This is a genomic window from Micromonospora sp. WMMA1923 (genome assembly GCF_049179195.1).
GTDB classification, from domain to species: Bacteria; Actinomycetota; Actinomycetes; order Mycobacteriales; family Micromonosporaceae; genus Micromonospora; species Micromonospora yangpuensis.
This window is the reverse complement of the sequence record NZ_JBMHLZ010000001.1, coordinates 1,481,715-1,495,876: the sequence shown is the minus strand read 5'-3', so window position 1 is coordinate 1,495,876 and position 14,162 is coordinate 1,481,715. Positions and strand designations below refer to the sequence as shown.

Sequence of the window (14,162 nt, the reverse complement as noted above, 5' to 3'; positions counted from 1 at the left end):
GGGCGGCAGCGGGCGGCAGCGGGCGGCAGCGGGCGGCGGGCGGCGGGCCGGGCACGACGACGGCGAGCGGCGGGTCGGGCACGGCGGCGGGCGGGGGGTCAGAGGACGAAGGCGTCGGTCCAGAGCGCGCCGGAACGGCCGGAAAGGGCGTCCAGCATGGCCACCGCCTGGCCGTCGGTGAGCTGGGCGACGAAGTCGATGATCGCCCGACCGCGGGCCCGGGAGATCCGGTCGACGGTACGCGGATGCAGCTCGGCCTCGGCCAGTTCGACCAGGTCGTGCAGCCGGCGCGGCAGCCGGGACTCCTCCTCCGGGTCGAGCAGCCACTCCCACAACGCCTCGACCAGGGTGGCCAGCAGCCGGGCCTGCCCCCGCTGGTGCAGGGCCAGGTCGGGGCGGGCCAGCACGAACCGGTGGTGGACGAACTTCAGCACCTGTACCTCGTGCCACTGGGCCGAGCCGAGCAGCACGTGCCCGGAGCGCATCGACGGCTGTGCGGTCACGGTGATCGCGTCGACCAGCCGGTTGGTCCACCGGGCGGAGAAGCGGGCCACGTACTGCTCGGCCTCGATCGAGCCGTCGAAGGGCAGCGCGAGCAGCCCCTCGACCAGTTCGGTCCGGACGTGCTCGACGGCGGCGGCGAACGCCTCGTCGTCGGCGATCCAGTCGTCCTTGTGGTGCAGCTGCCGGCGGAGCAGCTCGATGGCCGCGCCGGGCCGCCGGGACGCCCCGGTCAGCGCCGGGCCGGTGACCGCCCGGAAGTGTCCGCTCTCCCGCTGCCAGGCCATCAGCTCGGCGGACACCGCCCCCTGCTGGAGCACCCCGACCCGGTAGAAGTCCTCGACGTCGTGGATGGCGTACGCGATGTCGTCGGCAGTGTCCATCACCGACGCCTCGACGGTCTGCTGCCAGTCGGCGATCCGGCCGACGAAGGGTGCCCGTGCCTGCCGCAGGTCCTCCAGCTCGGTGCGGTACGCGCCGAACTTCGACGAGCCGCTCTCCGGGTCGTCGGGGGGCACGGTGGCCCCGCGCGGGGGCGGGTCGAGGTGGCGGGGGTGCGGGTCGGGATGGTCCAGCCGGGTCCACGGGTACTTCAGCAGCGCCGCGCGGACCGCCGCGGTCAGGTCGAGACCGGTGGTGGCGGCGCCGCGAATCTCGGTGCTGGTGACGATCCGGTACGACTGCGCGTTGCCCTCGAACCCGTCGGTGAGCCCGAGCCGCTGCCGGGCCAGCTGGTCCAGCACCCGCTCCCCCAGATGCCCGAAGGGCGGGTGGCCGAGGTCGTGGGCGAGCGCGGCGGCCTCCACCACGTCCGGGTCGCAGCCGCCGAGGTCGACCAGTAGGGCGCGCCGGTCCTCGTCGGCGGTGAGCCGTTCGGCGATCGCCCGGGCCACCTGGGCGACCTTGAGGCTGTGGGTCAGCCGGTTGTGCAGCAGCAGCCCGGATCCGCCGGGGCTGACCACCTGGGTGACCCCGCCCAGCCGGGCGAAGAACGGTGAGCTGACGATCCGGTCCCGGTCGGCCCGGAACGGGCTGCCGGCCAGGTCACCGAGGGCCCGCGCGCTACCACCGAAGAGTCGGCGGGCGCGCGCGTCGGCGGGGGTCTCCATGATCGCCACGCTAGCCTAGGAGTCACGGCCGTCAGGGGGTGCCGGCACAATGCAGGGCGGACCCCACCCGAGAAGGCGGATCATCATCGTGACCCAGTCTGTTCATCAGCGCATCGCCGAGGAGCTCGGCGTCGCCGAGCGCCAGGTACGGGCGGCCGTGGAGCTGCTCGACGGCGGTGCCACCGTGCCGTTCATCGCCCGCTACCGCAAGGAGGCCACCGGCCTGCTGGACGACGCCCAGCTGCGCAGCCTGGAGGAGCGGCTGCGGTACCTGCGGGAGCTGGACGAGCGGCGCGCGGCGGTGCTGGAGTCGATCCGTGGCCAGGGCAAGCTCGACGAGGCCCTGGAAGCGCAGATCATGGCGGCCGACTCCAAGTCCCGGCTGGAGGACATCTACCTGCCGTACAAGCCCAAGCGGCGGACCCGGGCGCAGATCGCCCGTGAGGCCGGGCTGGAGCCGCTGGCCGACGCGCTGCTGGCCGACCCGACGCAGGAGCCGAAGGCGGTCGCGCTCGGCTATGTCGACGGCGACAAGGGGGTGGCCGACCCGGCCGCCGCGCTGGACGGCGCGCGGGCCATCCTGATCGAGCGGTTCGCCGAGGACGCCGACCTGATCGGCGGGCTGCGCGAGCAGATGTGGTCGCGGGGGCGTCTGGTGGCCCGGGTACGCGACGGCCAGGAGACCACCGGCGCGAAGTTCGCCGACTACTTCGACTTCGCCGAGCCGTACCCGAAGCTGCCCTCGCACCGGATCCTGGCCATGTTCCGGGGCGAGAAGGAGGGCGTGCTCGACCTGACCATGGCCCCGGAGCCCGAGGGTGACTCCGACGCCGTGGCCACCGGCCCCAGCCGGTACGAGGCGGCCATCGCCGGCCGGTTCGGGATCACCGACGCGGGCCGCCCGGCCGACCGTTGGTTGGCCGACACGGTGCGCTGGGCCTGGCGTACCAGGGTGCTCATCCATCTCGGCGCGGACCTGCGGATGCGGTTGTGGCAGGCGGCCGAGGAGGAGGCCGTCCGGGTCTTCGCGACCAACCTGCGTGACCTGCTGCTCGCCGCGCCGGCCGGCACCCGGGCGACGATGGGGCTGGACCCGGGCCTGCGCACCGGGGTGAAGGTGGCGGTGGTGGACGCCACCGGCAAGGTGGTCGCCACCGACACGATCTACCCGCACGAGCCGCGCCGGCAGTGGGACGCCTCGATCGACACCCTGGCCCGGTTGGCCGGCGCGCACGGCGTGGAGCTGGTCGCGATCGGCAACGGCACCGCCAGCCGGGAGACCGACAGGCTCGCCGCCGACCTGATCAAGCGGCACCCGCAGCTCGACCTGACCAAGGTGGTCGTCTCCGAGGCCGGGGCGTCGGTCTACTCCGCCTCCGCGTACGCCTCGCAGGAGCTGCCCGACCTGGACGTCTCGCTGCGCGGGGCGGTCTCGATCGCCCGCCGCCTGCAGGACCCGCTGGCCGAGCTGGTCAAGATCGACCCGCGCTCGATCGGGGTCGGGCAGTACCAGCACGACCTCTCCGAGCTGAAGCTCTCCCGCTCGCTCGACGCGGTGGTGGAGGACTGCGTCAACGCGGTAGGCGTCGACGTCAACACCGCCTCGGCGCCGTTGCTGACCCGGGTCTCCGGCATCGGCGCCGGGTTGGCGGAGAACATCGTGCTGCACCGGGACGCCAACGGCCCGTTCCGCAGCCGCACGGAGCTGCGCAAGGTCGCCCGGCTCGGCCCGAAGGCCTTCGAGCAGTGCGCCGGCTTCCTACGTATCCCGGCCGGTGACGATCCGCTGGACTCCTCCAGCGTGCACCCCGAGGCGTACCCGGTGGTCCGGCGGATCCTGACCCGCACCGGGCAGGACCTGCGCTCGCTGATCGGGCAGAGTGCGATCCTGCGCGGGTTGAAGGCCACCGACTTCGTCGACGACACGTTCGGTCTGCCCACCGTCACCGACATCCTGGCCGAGTTGGAGAAGCCGGGCCGTGACCCGCGGCCGGCGTTCCGTACGGCGACCTTCGTCGAGGGCGTCGAGAAGATCGGCGACCTGACCCCGGGCATGCTCCTGGAGGGGGTGGTCACCAACGTCGCCGCGTTCGGTGCCTTCGTCGACGTCGGCGTGCACCAGGACGGCCTGGTGCACGTCTCGGCGATGTCGCGCACCTTCGTCAAGGATCCGCGCGACGTGGTGAAGTCCGGCGACGTGGTCCGGGTGAAGGTCCTCGACGTGGACGTGCCGCGCAAGCGGATCTCGCTGACCCTGCGGTTGGAGGACGAGCCAGGCGGCACCGGCGGCGGTGACCGGCGCGACCGGTCCGGGTCCGGGCAGGGCACGGGCGACGGCGGCCGGGGCGGCGCGCGCGGCGACGGCGGTCGCAGTGGCGACGGCGGCACTCGCGGTGGCCGGGGCGGTGACGGCGGCCGGGGTGGTGCGCGCGGTCGCGACGGTGGTCAGGGCGGCCGGGGTGGCGACGGCGGGCGGGGCGGTGCCCGGGGCGGGCAGCCCCGTCAGGGCCGGGGCGGCTCCGCCCCGGGCCCGGCCAACGACGCGATGGCCGAGGCGCTCCGCCGGGCCGGCCTGGCCTGAGGCAACTCCCGGCACACGCCGCCGTCCCGGTCCGCGCGGGCGGGCCGGGGTGGCGGCGTACCGTCGGGGGGTGGCGGTGACCGACGACGACTCGCGGTGGCGGGAGCAGCAACGGCATGCGGTGCGGGCGCACGCCGAGGCGGACGAGGCCCGGCGGGCGGCGGAGCAGGCGCAGGCGGCGCGGCTGGTGGCCGACTTCGCCGCCGAGGCGGTACGCCGTGGGCTGCGGCCCACCCGGCTGACCGCCCGCTCCTACGACGGGCGGGCCCGGTACCGGACCCGCCTCACCGGCTGGTACGTCGACCAGGCCCGCACCCGGGCGGTCGACACCGACGGGCGGTTCCACCTGCTGATGGTCCCCGGTGGGCTGCGGGCCCGGTTATTCGGCGCGGATCCGCAGCCGGACCCGGCACCGCTGGTCATCGGCCGGGGCGGGCGCGACGGCGAGTCGATCGAGCTGCGGGTGGCGTTGCAGCGGCGGCTCGCGGCCGGCGACGAACCGACCTGACCGGCGACCGCCGCCCCGGGCCGGGCTCAGCTCCCGTCGGCCGGTGCGGTGATGCTGTAGCAGTTCATCCGCCGCTGTTCCCGGGTGAGGTAGCTGCCCACCGGCGTCCAGCCGCAGCGCTGGTAGAAGGCGTTCACCCGGTCGTTGTCGTCGGCGTCGGTGACGAGATAGGCGCTGGTGGCGCCCTGCTGTCGGGCGCGGAGCCACCACCTGTCGATCAGGGCGCGGCCCCGGCCGGTGTTCTCGACCGCCGGGTCCACGCAGATGGAGCTGAGCAGCGCGCCGTGGGCCGCCACCGGCACGTCCCCGCGGTAGGCGATCCCGCGCAGCAGGCGCAGCGCGGTCCGGGGGCTGCGCAGCGCCGGCCACGCGGCGGCCACGGCCATCCGCAGGCCCCGTCGGCGCAGCAACCGACGGTAGAACGCCTCCGGGCGTACCGAGCCGACGACGATGCCGGCCAGCGCGCCGTCGGCGGTCCGGGCCACCACCGTCACGGCGTCGGGGTCCAGCAGGAACCCGTGGTAGTACTCCCGCAGGAACCGCTCCCCCAGGCTGGACAGGAAGAAGCGGGGGAAGGCCCGGACGTGCAGGGCCGCCGCGGCGTGGATGTCGGCCCCGGTCAGTTCCTCGGTGTCGACCACTCCGGTCTCGGTCATCGACGCCTCCCGGTCTCCGCGGCCGCCCGCAACGCGGCCTCCACCCGGTCAACGCCGGTGGCCACCGAGAAGGTGCGCCGGTAGTACTCCCGACCGGCCAGCCCGAGCAGGTCGAGCTTCTCCCGCCCCAGTTGGCAGATCTCCCGGAGGCCGTCGGCGATCGAGTCGGGGTCGCCGGGGCGGGCGACGATCCCGGCGCCGCTGTCGCGGGCCACCGTGGCGACGTCACCCTCGGCCGCGGCCAGCACGGCCCGACCGGCGGCCAGGGTCGCCTGCACCTTGCTCGGCATGGTGTACGCCCCCATGCCGCTGGGCCGCAGGCTCACGTAGTGCACGTCACCGGCGGCCATCAGCGCCGGCATCCGGTCCCGGGGCAGGCGGCCGAGGAACCGGATGTCACGGGAGCTGGCCGCCGCCCGTTCCCGCAGGCGTTGCTCGGCCAGGCCGGAGCCGGCGACCAGGCAGACCAGCCGGGGATCATCGACCAGCGCGCAGGCGTCGACGAGGGCGTCCAGCCCCTGCGCCTCGCCGATGGTCCCGGCGTAGACGAGCACGATCCGGTCGGGTCCGATGCCGAGTTCGGCGCGCAGGTCGGTGTGCGGCGGCGCGGGTGTCTCCTCCGGCGCCCACAGGGGCAGGTAGACCAACTTCTCCTCGGGTACGCCCCGGCGGGCCAGCAGCTCACCCACGCCCGGGGAGATGTAGCCGATCCGGGCCGCGCTGCGGTACATCGCCGCGCACCAGCCGGTCATGCACTTCTCGGCCGCCGCCCGGCCGCGCCCGTCGCCGAGGAATCCGCTGGCCGCGACGCTGTCCGGCCAGAGGTCCAGCACGTGCAGCAGCACCGGCACCCGGTGGGCGTAGCGGACGAACCACATCGGCAGCGAGACGGTGATGGGCGAGTTGCTCACCCAGAGCGCGTCGAGTCCGCGCAGCGTACCGGTGCCGGAGGCGAGGGCGGAGGCGGCGAACGAGGTGTAGGACGCCAGTCGGCGTACCGGCGAATTGTCGTGGCTCGGGTAGAGGGCGACCCGGCGGACGGCCACCCCGTCGCGGGTCTCGTCGGCCCGCCGGGACATCCGGTAGCCGGGTGCGAGCCGCCCGGTGGGGTAGTTCGGGAAGCCGGTCAGCACCCGTACCTGGTGTCCGCGACCGGCCAGCCCCCGGGCCAGGACGCCGGGTAACGCGGCCGGACCCGGCTCCGGGTCGAACCACTGACTGAGCAGACCAATCCGCATTTAACTCACCTCTCGGATCTCTGCCTGGTTTTCGTGAATATCGCCCCTGATTACGCCATTGGAGCCTATCCTCATGCGCAACAAACCGGACTCAAATGGGGCAACCAGGAGGATCAGGCATGGGCGACCGCACTCTTCCGTTCGCGCTTCCCGATCTCGGTGAGGCCGAGATCAGGGCGGTCAACGAGGCCATCCGCTCCGGCTGGGTCTCCGCCGGTCCCCTGGTACGCGAGTTCGAGCAGCGGTTCGCCGAACGCTGCGGCCCCGGGGTGACAGCCGTCGCGCTGAACTCGGCGACCGCCGGCCTGCACCTGGCGCTGGAGGCGCTCAGCCTGCCCCGGGGCGCGGAGGTGCTGGTGCCGACCTGGACCTTCACCGCCACCGCCGAGGTCGTGGTGCACGTGGGTGCGATCCCGGTGTTTGTCGACGTGGACCCGGTGACCCTGAACATCGACCTGGCCGACGCCACCCGGAAGGTCACCGCCCGCACCGCCGCGGTGATGCCCGTGCACTTCGCCGGCCAGCCGGTAGCCGCCGAGGCGCTGCGGACCTTCGCCCGCGACCACGGGCTGGCCGTGGTCGAGGACGCCGCGCACGCCTTCCCGGCGGCCAGCGCGGGGGTGCCGGTCGGCGGCGGTGACTCGGCGGCCACCGTGTTCAGCTTTTACGCGACCAAGACCATCACCACCGGCGAGGGCGGCATGCTGGTCACCCGCGACCCGGCCCTGGCCCAGCGGGTACGCACCATGCGGCTGCACGGTTTCGACCGGGACGGCTTCGACAGGTACCGCAGCACGCTGCCCGCCTGGCAGTACAACGTGGTGGAGGCCGGGTTCAAGTACAACCTGACCGATCCCGCCGCCGCGATGGGGCTGGTGCAGCTGGACCGCGCCGAGGCGATGCGCCTGCGCCGGGCCGAGATCGCCGCCCGCTACCGGCAGGCGTTCACCGGCCTGCCGATCGACCTGCCCCAACCGGCCCCGGAGACCGACCTGCACTCCTGGCACCTGTTCGTGGTGCGGCTGCGCCCCGAGGCCCCCGTCGGGCGGGACGGCTTCATCGCGGAGCTGGCCCGGCTCGGCGTCGGCTGCGGCGTCCACTTCATCCCGCTGCACCGGCACACCTACTGGCAGCAGCGGTACGCCCTGACCGACGAGATGTTCCCGGTCGCCAGCGCGGAGTTCCCCCGGGTGGTCAGCCTGCCGATCTTCTCGGCGATGGACGACGCCCAGGTGGAGCTGGTCATCCGGACCGTCAGCAAGGTGCTCCAGTGAGCAAACGACTCTTCGACATCGTCGTCGCCGCGCTGGCGCTGCTGCTCGCCTCCCCGCTGCTGCTCCTGATCGCCGTGGCGGTCCGCTGCGACGACGGTGGACCGGTGTTCTTCCGGCAGGAACGGGTGGGCCTGCGCGGCAAACTGTTCCTGATCCACAAGTTCCGCACCATGCGCGCCGGCCCCGGGGTGCTGGTCACCTCGGACAGCGACGACCGGATCACCCGCCTCGGGCGGATCCTGCGCGCCACCAAGCTGGACGAGTTGCCGCAGCTCTACGACGTACTGATCGGGCGGATGAGCCTGGTCGGCCCCCGGCCGGAGGTGCCCCGCTACGTCCACTGCTGGCCGTCGGTGGCCCGGTGGCGCATCCTGTCCATCCGCCCCGGCATCACCGACCCGGCCGCCGTCGCCTTCCGCAACGAGTCGGCACACCTGGCCGACCAGGTGAACCCGGAGGAGCACTACCTCTCGGTGCTGCTGCCGCAGAAAGTGGAGATGTACCTGCGGTACGTGGAGACCCGCACCATCCTCGGCGACCTGCGCATCCTGCTGGCCACCGTCCGGGCGGTGCTCTTCCCCGCCGGCGTCCCCGTGCCCCGGCAGGCCCCGACCCGGCCGACCGGGTTGCCGGCCGCCGTACCCGACGGTTTCGACCGGATCGGGGTACGCGCCCACAGCGACGCCTGACCGGGCCTGCCCCGCCGGTCAGCCGAGCAGGCGCAGGCTCTCGGCGAGGCGGACCAGCGCCGCGTCGGCCCGCGACATCCGACCCACGACGGTACGCAGGGTGTGGCGGGCCACGGGTCGGTGCCGTACCTCGGTCGGGGCGGTCCGGTCGGCGAGCAGCAACGCGTCGGCGGCCGCCGGCAGGTCGTTGCGCCACACGCAGGCGCGGGCCACGTCGACCAGGTGGGCCAGTGGCGTGCCCCCACCGCAGCTGAGAGCGACGCACTGCACCTGTCCTCGGCCACGGGCGTCGTCCACCTGATCCACGTCGCCCGAGCAGAGGACGACACCCTCCTGGAAGTATCGGAGTCCGTCTGGCCGGCGGACCGGATCGAGATCATCGATGATTACGACATACCGCAAGCGCCCGAGGAAGCAGCAGGGCTCTCGGACATCTGACCGGACAATTCCGCCGCAAAGGATGACCCGCCAGCCGAGGCGTCCCAGGACTGGGTGTTGATCGACTCGGTTGAGCTGATACGGCTGGGTCCGAGGCGGTTTGATACCGCCATATCGGCCCAACCGAGTCGATCAACATCCAGCCGGGCCCGTGCGGAGTCGTTCCCGCCCTCGAAGCCACCAGGGGAGGCGATCAGCATCAGCGCTGGACGCGTCCAGACAATGCGGAACCACTGGTGGTGGCGACCGGGTTGGCGAGCTGGGCGAACCTTCCACGCCTGCCAGACCACCAGAACAAGGAAACTGTCGCCGGCCGGTCGGGCGCTCGGGTGTACCGGGCCGGGGGAAACGCTAGGCCGCGTCTCAGGTGCGGATGCCGGCCCAGGCGTGGTGGCGGCGGACGGTGGAGAGGATGAAGTCGACCACCCGGCGGGAGGTGTCGGTCACCTGGTAGTCGGCCGGGCAGGGCACCCCGTCGGCGGTGACCTGGGCGACGGTGACCTCGATCGCCTCGACCACGCCGGCCGGGTCGAGGCCGGTCATGATGATGCCGCCGGCGTCCAGCGCCTCCGGGCGTTCGATGGACTCCCGCAGGGTCACCGCGGGGAAGCCGAGGATGGCCGACTCCTCGCTGATCGTGCCGCTGTCGGAGAGGGTGCAGTAGGCCCGGGTCTGCAGGTGGACGTAGTCGAGCAGCCCGAACGGCTCGTGGAAGGCGATGCCGTCCAGGGTGGACGCGTCCGGTGCGAGCGACTCCAGCCGCTTGCGGGTGCGCGGGTGGGTGGAGACCAGCACCGGGAGCCCCCACCGGTCGCGGACCGCGCCGAGGCAGTCGAGCAGTCGACGCAGCCGGTCGGGGTGGTCGACGTTCTCCTCCCGGTGCGCGCTGACCACGACGTACCGGCCGGGGGTGAGGTCGAGTCGGTCGAGCACCCGGGAGGCGGCGATCTCGCCGGCGTGGTGGGCCAGGACCTCGCGCATCGGTGAGCCGGTGTGCAGGATGCGGCGCGGGTGCAGGCCCTCGGCGAGCAGGTTGCGGCGGGCGTGTTCGGTGTAGACCAGGTTGAAGTCGGCGATGTGGTCGACCAGCCGCCGGTTGGTCTCCTCCGGCACGTTCAGGTCGAAGCACCGGTTGCCGGCCTCCATGTGGTACACGGGTATCCGCATCCGGCGGGCCATCAGTGCGGCGATGCAGCTGTTGGTGTCGCCGAGCACCAGCAGCGCGTCGGGGCGCAGCTCGGTGAGCGCCTCCTCCATGCCGACCAGCACGCCGCCGAGCACCCGGCCCAGCGAGGAGGTGTCGACCCGCAGGAACCGGTCCGGGCGGCGGACCCGCAGCTCGGTGAAGAAGATCTCGGACAGGGTGCTGTCCCAGTTCTGCCCGGTGTGCACGAGCAGGTGGTCGACGGTCTCGTCGAGCCGGGCGATCACCCGGGACAGTCGAATGATCTCGGGTCGGGTACCGACCACGGTCATCACCCGGGTCATGTCGTTCCTCCTCGGGTCGGGGCGACCGGGACGGCTGCGGAGATCCGCACGTTCACGCGGGAACCGCCACCGGGGCGGCCCGGTCGGCCTCGACCGGCTCACGGTAGGTGTCCGGGCGGGCCGGGTCGAACAGTTCGTTGGTCCAGAAGAGGGTGACCAGGTCCTCGGTGCCGGTGTTCACCAGCTTGTGCGCCCACATGGTCGGCATGTCGACGATCACCGGTTCCCGGCCGCTGACCGCGAAGCGCAGCACCCGGTCGTCGCCGACGCGCCGCAGGCTGATCTCGGCGGTGCCGCGCAGCACCACGAACCGTTCCATCTTGACCAGGTGGAAGTGTTCGCCGCGGGTGGCGCCGGGGCGGGTGGTGGAGCAGAAGGTCTGGCCGGTGCCGCCGTGCATCCGGACCGTCTCGACCAGTTCGCCGCGTTCGTCGGCGCGGCGGGCCAGCGGGATCGGGTAGTGCGCCGGGAAGCAGTGCGAGCGGTAGGTGTTGAACAGCCGCATGTCGTGCCGGTCGGCCAGCGGCGGGATCTCGCCGGTGCGGTAGGTGTCGGCCCAGCCGGTCAACCGCTCGGCCAGGTCGGCGACCCCGAGGTGCAGCATCGGCAGCTCCGGGTCCCACGAGCCGCCGGCCGGGACCCCGAGCAGCAGGGCGGCGGCGTCGGTGACGTGGGCCAGTGCCATCGCGCGGTCCTCCTGCACCTCGGGTACGTGTCCCTCGGCGAGCAGCCGGCAGAAGGTGGCCACGACGGAGTTGTGGTAGGCGCGGCCGTGTTCGCCGTACAGGTTGGGCAGTCGCAGGTCGACCAGGTCCGGCCGGGCCGCCATCAGGGTCGCCGCCGCGACGGCCTTCGAGTCGCCGTAGGGCGTGCCGTTGCCGGCCTGCACCGAGTTGGCGAAGACCACGGTGGCGGGTGCGGTGGCGCACCGGCGCAGGCCCCGGACCAGCGCGGCGGCCAGCTCGACGTTGCCGGCGGCGACGTCCACCGGGTTCCCCCGGTTGACCCCGGCCAGGTGCAGCACCCGGTCGACGCCGTCGAGGCGGGCCGCCAGGCGGGACTCGTCGGAAAGGTCGGCCCGGTCGATCAGCACCGGTTCGGGCCAGCCGAGCACCCGGGCCAGCACCCGCACGTGCCAGCCGAGGAAGCCGTTCGCCCCGGTGACGGCCAGCCTCAGCATGCCAGCACCGCGTCGCGGGCGCCCAGCTCCGCCCGGATCTCCGGCAGCGTCTGCAGCAGCTCCACGATCTCGGGTACGGTCAGCCGCCGCGCGTTGGCGGAGTTGAACTCGTCGACCGACCGGCCGCCCAACTCCCCCTCGGTGACGTAGAGCGCGTAGTTGAGGTCCCGGGCGTCGATCGGCACCCGGTAGAACTCGCCGAAGTCGTCGGCCTGGGCCAACTCCTCCGGACTGGCCAGGGTCTCGTGCTGCTTCTCGCCGTGGCGTACCCCGATCGTCTCGAACTTGGTGGGTACGTCGAAGAGCTGGCAGATCGCCTCGGCCAGGTCGCCGACGGTGCTCGCGGCGGCCTTGTTGACGAAGATGTCGCCGGGCCGGGCGTACTGGAAGGCGTGTTCGACCAGTTCCACGGACTCGGCCAGGGACATCAGGAAGCGGGTCATCTGCGGGTCGGTGACGGTCGGGGCACGGCCGGCCTTGATCTGCTCGACGAAGAGCGGGATGACCGAGCCGCGCGAGTACATGACGTTGCCGTAGCGGACGCAGGAGACGACGGTACGGCTGGCCGGGTTGTTCCGGGCGTACGCCTGGGCGGTCTTCTCCATCAGGGCCTTGCTCATCCCCATCGCGTTGATCGGATGGACGGCCTTGTCGGTGCTGAGCAGAACCACCGAGGCGACCCCGTTGCGGTCGGCGGCCTCGATGACGTTCGTGCTGCCCAGGATGTTGGTCCGGACCGCCTCCAGCGGGAAGAACTCGCAGGACGGCACCTGTTTGAGCGCCGCGGCGTGGAAGACGTAGTCGACGTCCCGGGTGGCCCGGTACACCGAGTCGAAGTCCCGCACGTCGCCGACGTGGTAGCGCACCCGGTCGTCGGCCACCACGCGGCGCATCGCGTCCTGTTTGGCCTCGTCCCGACTGAACACCCGGACCTCGGCGACGTCGTGGGTGAGCAGGCGACGGGTCATCGTCTGGCCGAAGGATCCGGTGCCTCCGGTGATCAGGACCCGGCTGCCGGCAGGTACAGCGCTCACAGATGCTCCTGTTCGGGGTTGACTCACGGGCGGGGCCCCGGTGCCGGCACCCGGCGTCGCCGGGTGACCTGGAGGGCCCTGCCCAACTCAACGACCCACCTGACCGGCAAGTAGTGGGAAATGGTAGAAATCGGACTAACTTCCGCACTCCGTCCCTCGGTCTGCCGCAGCGTCCCTCCGCCGGCCCCGGCCGCCTGCGGCCCACCGGTCCGGTGCCGCTGGGCCAGCGACATCCCCAGGCAGATCATCGCCAGCAGGGCGGCCGGGTACAGCAGGACCTTGAGGGCGGACTGGGCGTCGGTGCGGAAGACCACCGGCAACGAGGCGACGGCGAGCACATAGAACAGCTGGCCGACCCGGCTGCCCCGGGCGTCGAAGCGGGCGTACAGGAAGGCGAGCAGCAGACCCACCAGGAACGGCAGGAGGAAGACCCCGACCGCGCCGAAGTTGAGCGCGCCCTCCGCCGGCAGGCTGAAGTTCCAACCCAGGTCGCCGTTCTGTTCGGCGATCTCCCGGAACTTCGCCACCCCGGTGTCGGTCGGCGGGCCGAACAGCGACCGGCTGAGGAAGCCCGGCAGCAGGCGTAGCACGCCGGCCAGGATGGTGGCACCGTCGAGCACCTGGTCGCCGGTGACCCGCTCGGCGATCACGCCGGTGGTGACGGTCAACGGGACGGAGTCCAGCACCGTCATGCCCACCACCGACGAGCCCGGGGTTCCGTTCGCCGCGTTGCGGTACAGCACCACCCCGACGACGAAACCGGCCACGGCCAGGAAACCCAGCCCGGCCCGTACCGTGCCGCCCGGGGTCCGGGTGAGGAAGACCAGCACCGCGATCATCACGGTCAGCGCCGCCCCGCGTTCCCCGGTCAGCCCGACCAGCACCACGTACCCGGCGACGAGCGCCCCGTCGAGCGGGGAGAAGAGCCGCTGGCCCGCCCGCAGCCGCGCCGACAGGATCAACACGACCGCGACCGGGGCGACCAGGTCCCGGACGATGTTGAACGAGTGGATCCCGAGGCCGGCCGGCGCCGAGCCGTAGGCCCGTACCGCGCCGCTGACGACTCCCCAGCACGCCAGGGCCAACGGCAACAGCAGCAGCAACCGGCCCACCAGCAGGAGCCGGCCCGGATCGACCGACCGCACCGAGGCGGTGGTGCGGGCCGCGAACGGCACCGCGCAGCCGAGGGTGAACCCGACCACGGCCAGCGCCATCAGCGCGGGGGTGTCCGGCGAGAGGTCGGCGAGCGGGATCGGCACCCGGGCCGCCTCGCGGGCCGGGGCCGTCCAGAACCAGGCACAGGGCACGAGGCAGACCGCGGCCACGTACCCCGATCCGAAGATCAGCGGGTGGAACAGGTCGACCGGTCCGGCCCGCCGGGACCGGCGGACCCCTTCCACGAGACCACCGAGGGCGATCAGCCCGGCGAGCAGGAGCACCGAGGGAACATCTGGCATGACAGGAGA

General features: G+C 72.8%; 12 protein-coding genes. 4 read left to right on the top strand and 8 right to left on the bottom strand.

What is annotated here, in order from left to right; translation table 11 throughout:
* Nucleotides 1-98: 98 nt before the first annotated feature.
* Nucleotides 99-1,610: a deoxyguanosinetriphosphate triphosphohydrolase family protein gene (locus tag ACN28G_RS06745; RefSeq protein ID WP_421478712.1), complete on the bottom strand. Its 1,512-nt coding sequence runs from the start codon at nt 1,608-1,610 to the stop codon at nt 99-101.
* Nucleotides 1,611-1,659: 49 nt separating this feature from the next.
* Between ACN28G_RS06745 and ACN28G_RS06740 the strand changes: the two genes are divergently transcribed.
* Complete coding sequence (locus ACN28G_RS06740) at nt 1,660-4,191, top strand: Tex family protein (RefSeq protein ID WP_421478711.1); 2,532 nt, start codon at nt 1,660-1,662, stop codon at nt 4,189-4,191.
* A 76-nt stretch (nt 4,192-4,267) separates the two neighbouring features.
* Nucleotides 4,268-4,699 carry a hypothetical protein gene (locus ACN28G_RS06735; protein WP_421480870.1) on the top strand — a complete coding sequence of 144 codons (432 nt, stop codon included), beginning with the start codon at nt 4,268-4,270 and terminating at the stop codon, nt 4,697-4,699.
* A gap of 26 nt (nt 4,700-4,725) precedes the next feature.
* On the opposite strand, the gene ACN28G_RS06730 is transcribed toward ACN28G_RS06735, so the two are convergent.
* A complete protein-coding gene (locus ACN28G_RS06730; RefSeq protein ID WP_091436268.1) occupies nt 4,726-5,355 on the bottom strand; it encodes a GNAT family N-acetyltransferase in 630 nt (209 codons plus the stop codon).
* Complete coding sequence (locus tag ACN28G_RS06725; RefSeq protein ID WP_091436266.1) at nt 5,352-6,593, bottom strand: glycosyltransferase family 4 protein; 1,242 nt, start codon at nt 6,591-6,593, stop codon at nt 5,352-5,354. Before ACN28G_RS06725 ends, ACN28G_RS06730 begins: the two co-directional genes overlap by 4 nt.
* A 119-nt stretch (nt 6,594-6,712) precedes the next feature.
* Between ACN28G_RS06725 and ACN28G_RS06720 the strand changes: the two genes are divergently transcribed.
* Together ACN28G_RS06720 and ACN28G_RS06715 are read left to right on the top strand one after the other, a co-directional pair.
* Nucleotides 6,713-7,867: a DegT/DnrJ/EryC1/StrS family aminotransferase gene (locus ACN28G_RS06720; protein WP_421478710.1), complete on the top strand. Its 1,155-nt coding sequence runs from the start codon at nt 6,713-6,715 to the stop codon at nt 7,865-7,867.
* Nucleotides 7,864-8,556 carry a sugar transferase gene (locus tag ACN28G_RS06715; RefSeq protein WP_091436263.1) on the top strand — a complete coding sequence of 231 codons (693 nt, stop codon included), beginning with the start codon at nt 7,864-7,866 and terminating at the stop codon, nt 8,554-8,556. Before ACN28G_RS06720 ends, ACN28G_RS06715 begins: the two co-directional genes overlap by 4 nt.
* Nucleotides 8,557-8,574: 18 nt before the next feature.
* Here the strand turns inward: ACN28G_RS06715 and ACN28G_RS06710 are convergent, their stop codons facing one another.
* The 5 genes from ACN28G_RS06710 to ACN28G_RS06690 all read right to left on the bottom strand — a co-directional run bounded on the left by ACN28G_RS06710 (nt 8,575) and on the right by ACN28G_RS06690 (nt 14,153).
* Nucleotides 8,575-8,853 carry a hypothetical protein gene (locus ACN28G_RS06710; RefSeq protein ID WP_421478709.1) on the bottom strand — a complete coding sequence of 93 codons (279 nt, stop codon included), beginning with the start codon at nt 8,851-8,853 and terminating at the stop codon, nt 8,575-8,577.
* 504 nt (nt 8,854-9,357) lie between these two features.
* Complete coding sequence (wecB, locus tag ACN28G_RS06705) at nt 9,358-10,482, bottom strand: non-hydrolyzing UDP-N-acetylglucosamine 2-epimerase (RefSeq protein WP_091436260.1); 1,125 nt, start codon at nt 10,480-10,482, stop codon at nt 9,358-9,360.
* A 52-nt stretch (nt 10,483-10,534) separates the two neighbouring features.
* Nucleotides 10,535-11,662, bottom strand: coding sequence for an NAD-dependent epimerase/dehydratase family protein (locus ACN28G_RS06700; RefSeq protein WP_091436258.1), 1,128 nt, complete (start codon nt 11,660-11,662; stop codon nt 10,535-10,537).
* The gene (locus ACN28G_RS06695; RefSeq protein WP_091436257.1) at nt 11,656-12,696 is read right to left on the bottom strand and encodes a polysaccharide biosynthesis protein; all 1,041 of its coding nucleotides are present in this window, start codon (nt 12,694-12,696) and stop codon (nt 11,656-11,658) included. The genes ACN28G_RS06700 and ACN28G_RS06695 overlap by 7 nt, the downstream gene beginning before the upstream one ends.
* Before the next feature lie 23 nt (nt 12,697-12,719).
* Nucleotides 12,720-14,153, bottom strand: a complete 1,434-nt coding sequence (locus ACN28G_RS06690) for a hypothetical protein (RefSeq protein ID WP_139135636.1) — start codon at nt 14,151-14,153, stop codon at nt 12,720-12,722.
* Nucleotides 14,154-14,162 lie beyond the last annotated feature (9 nt).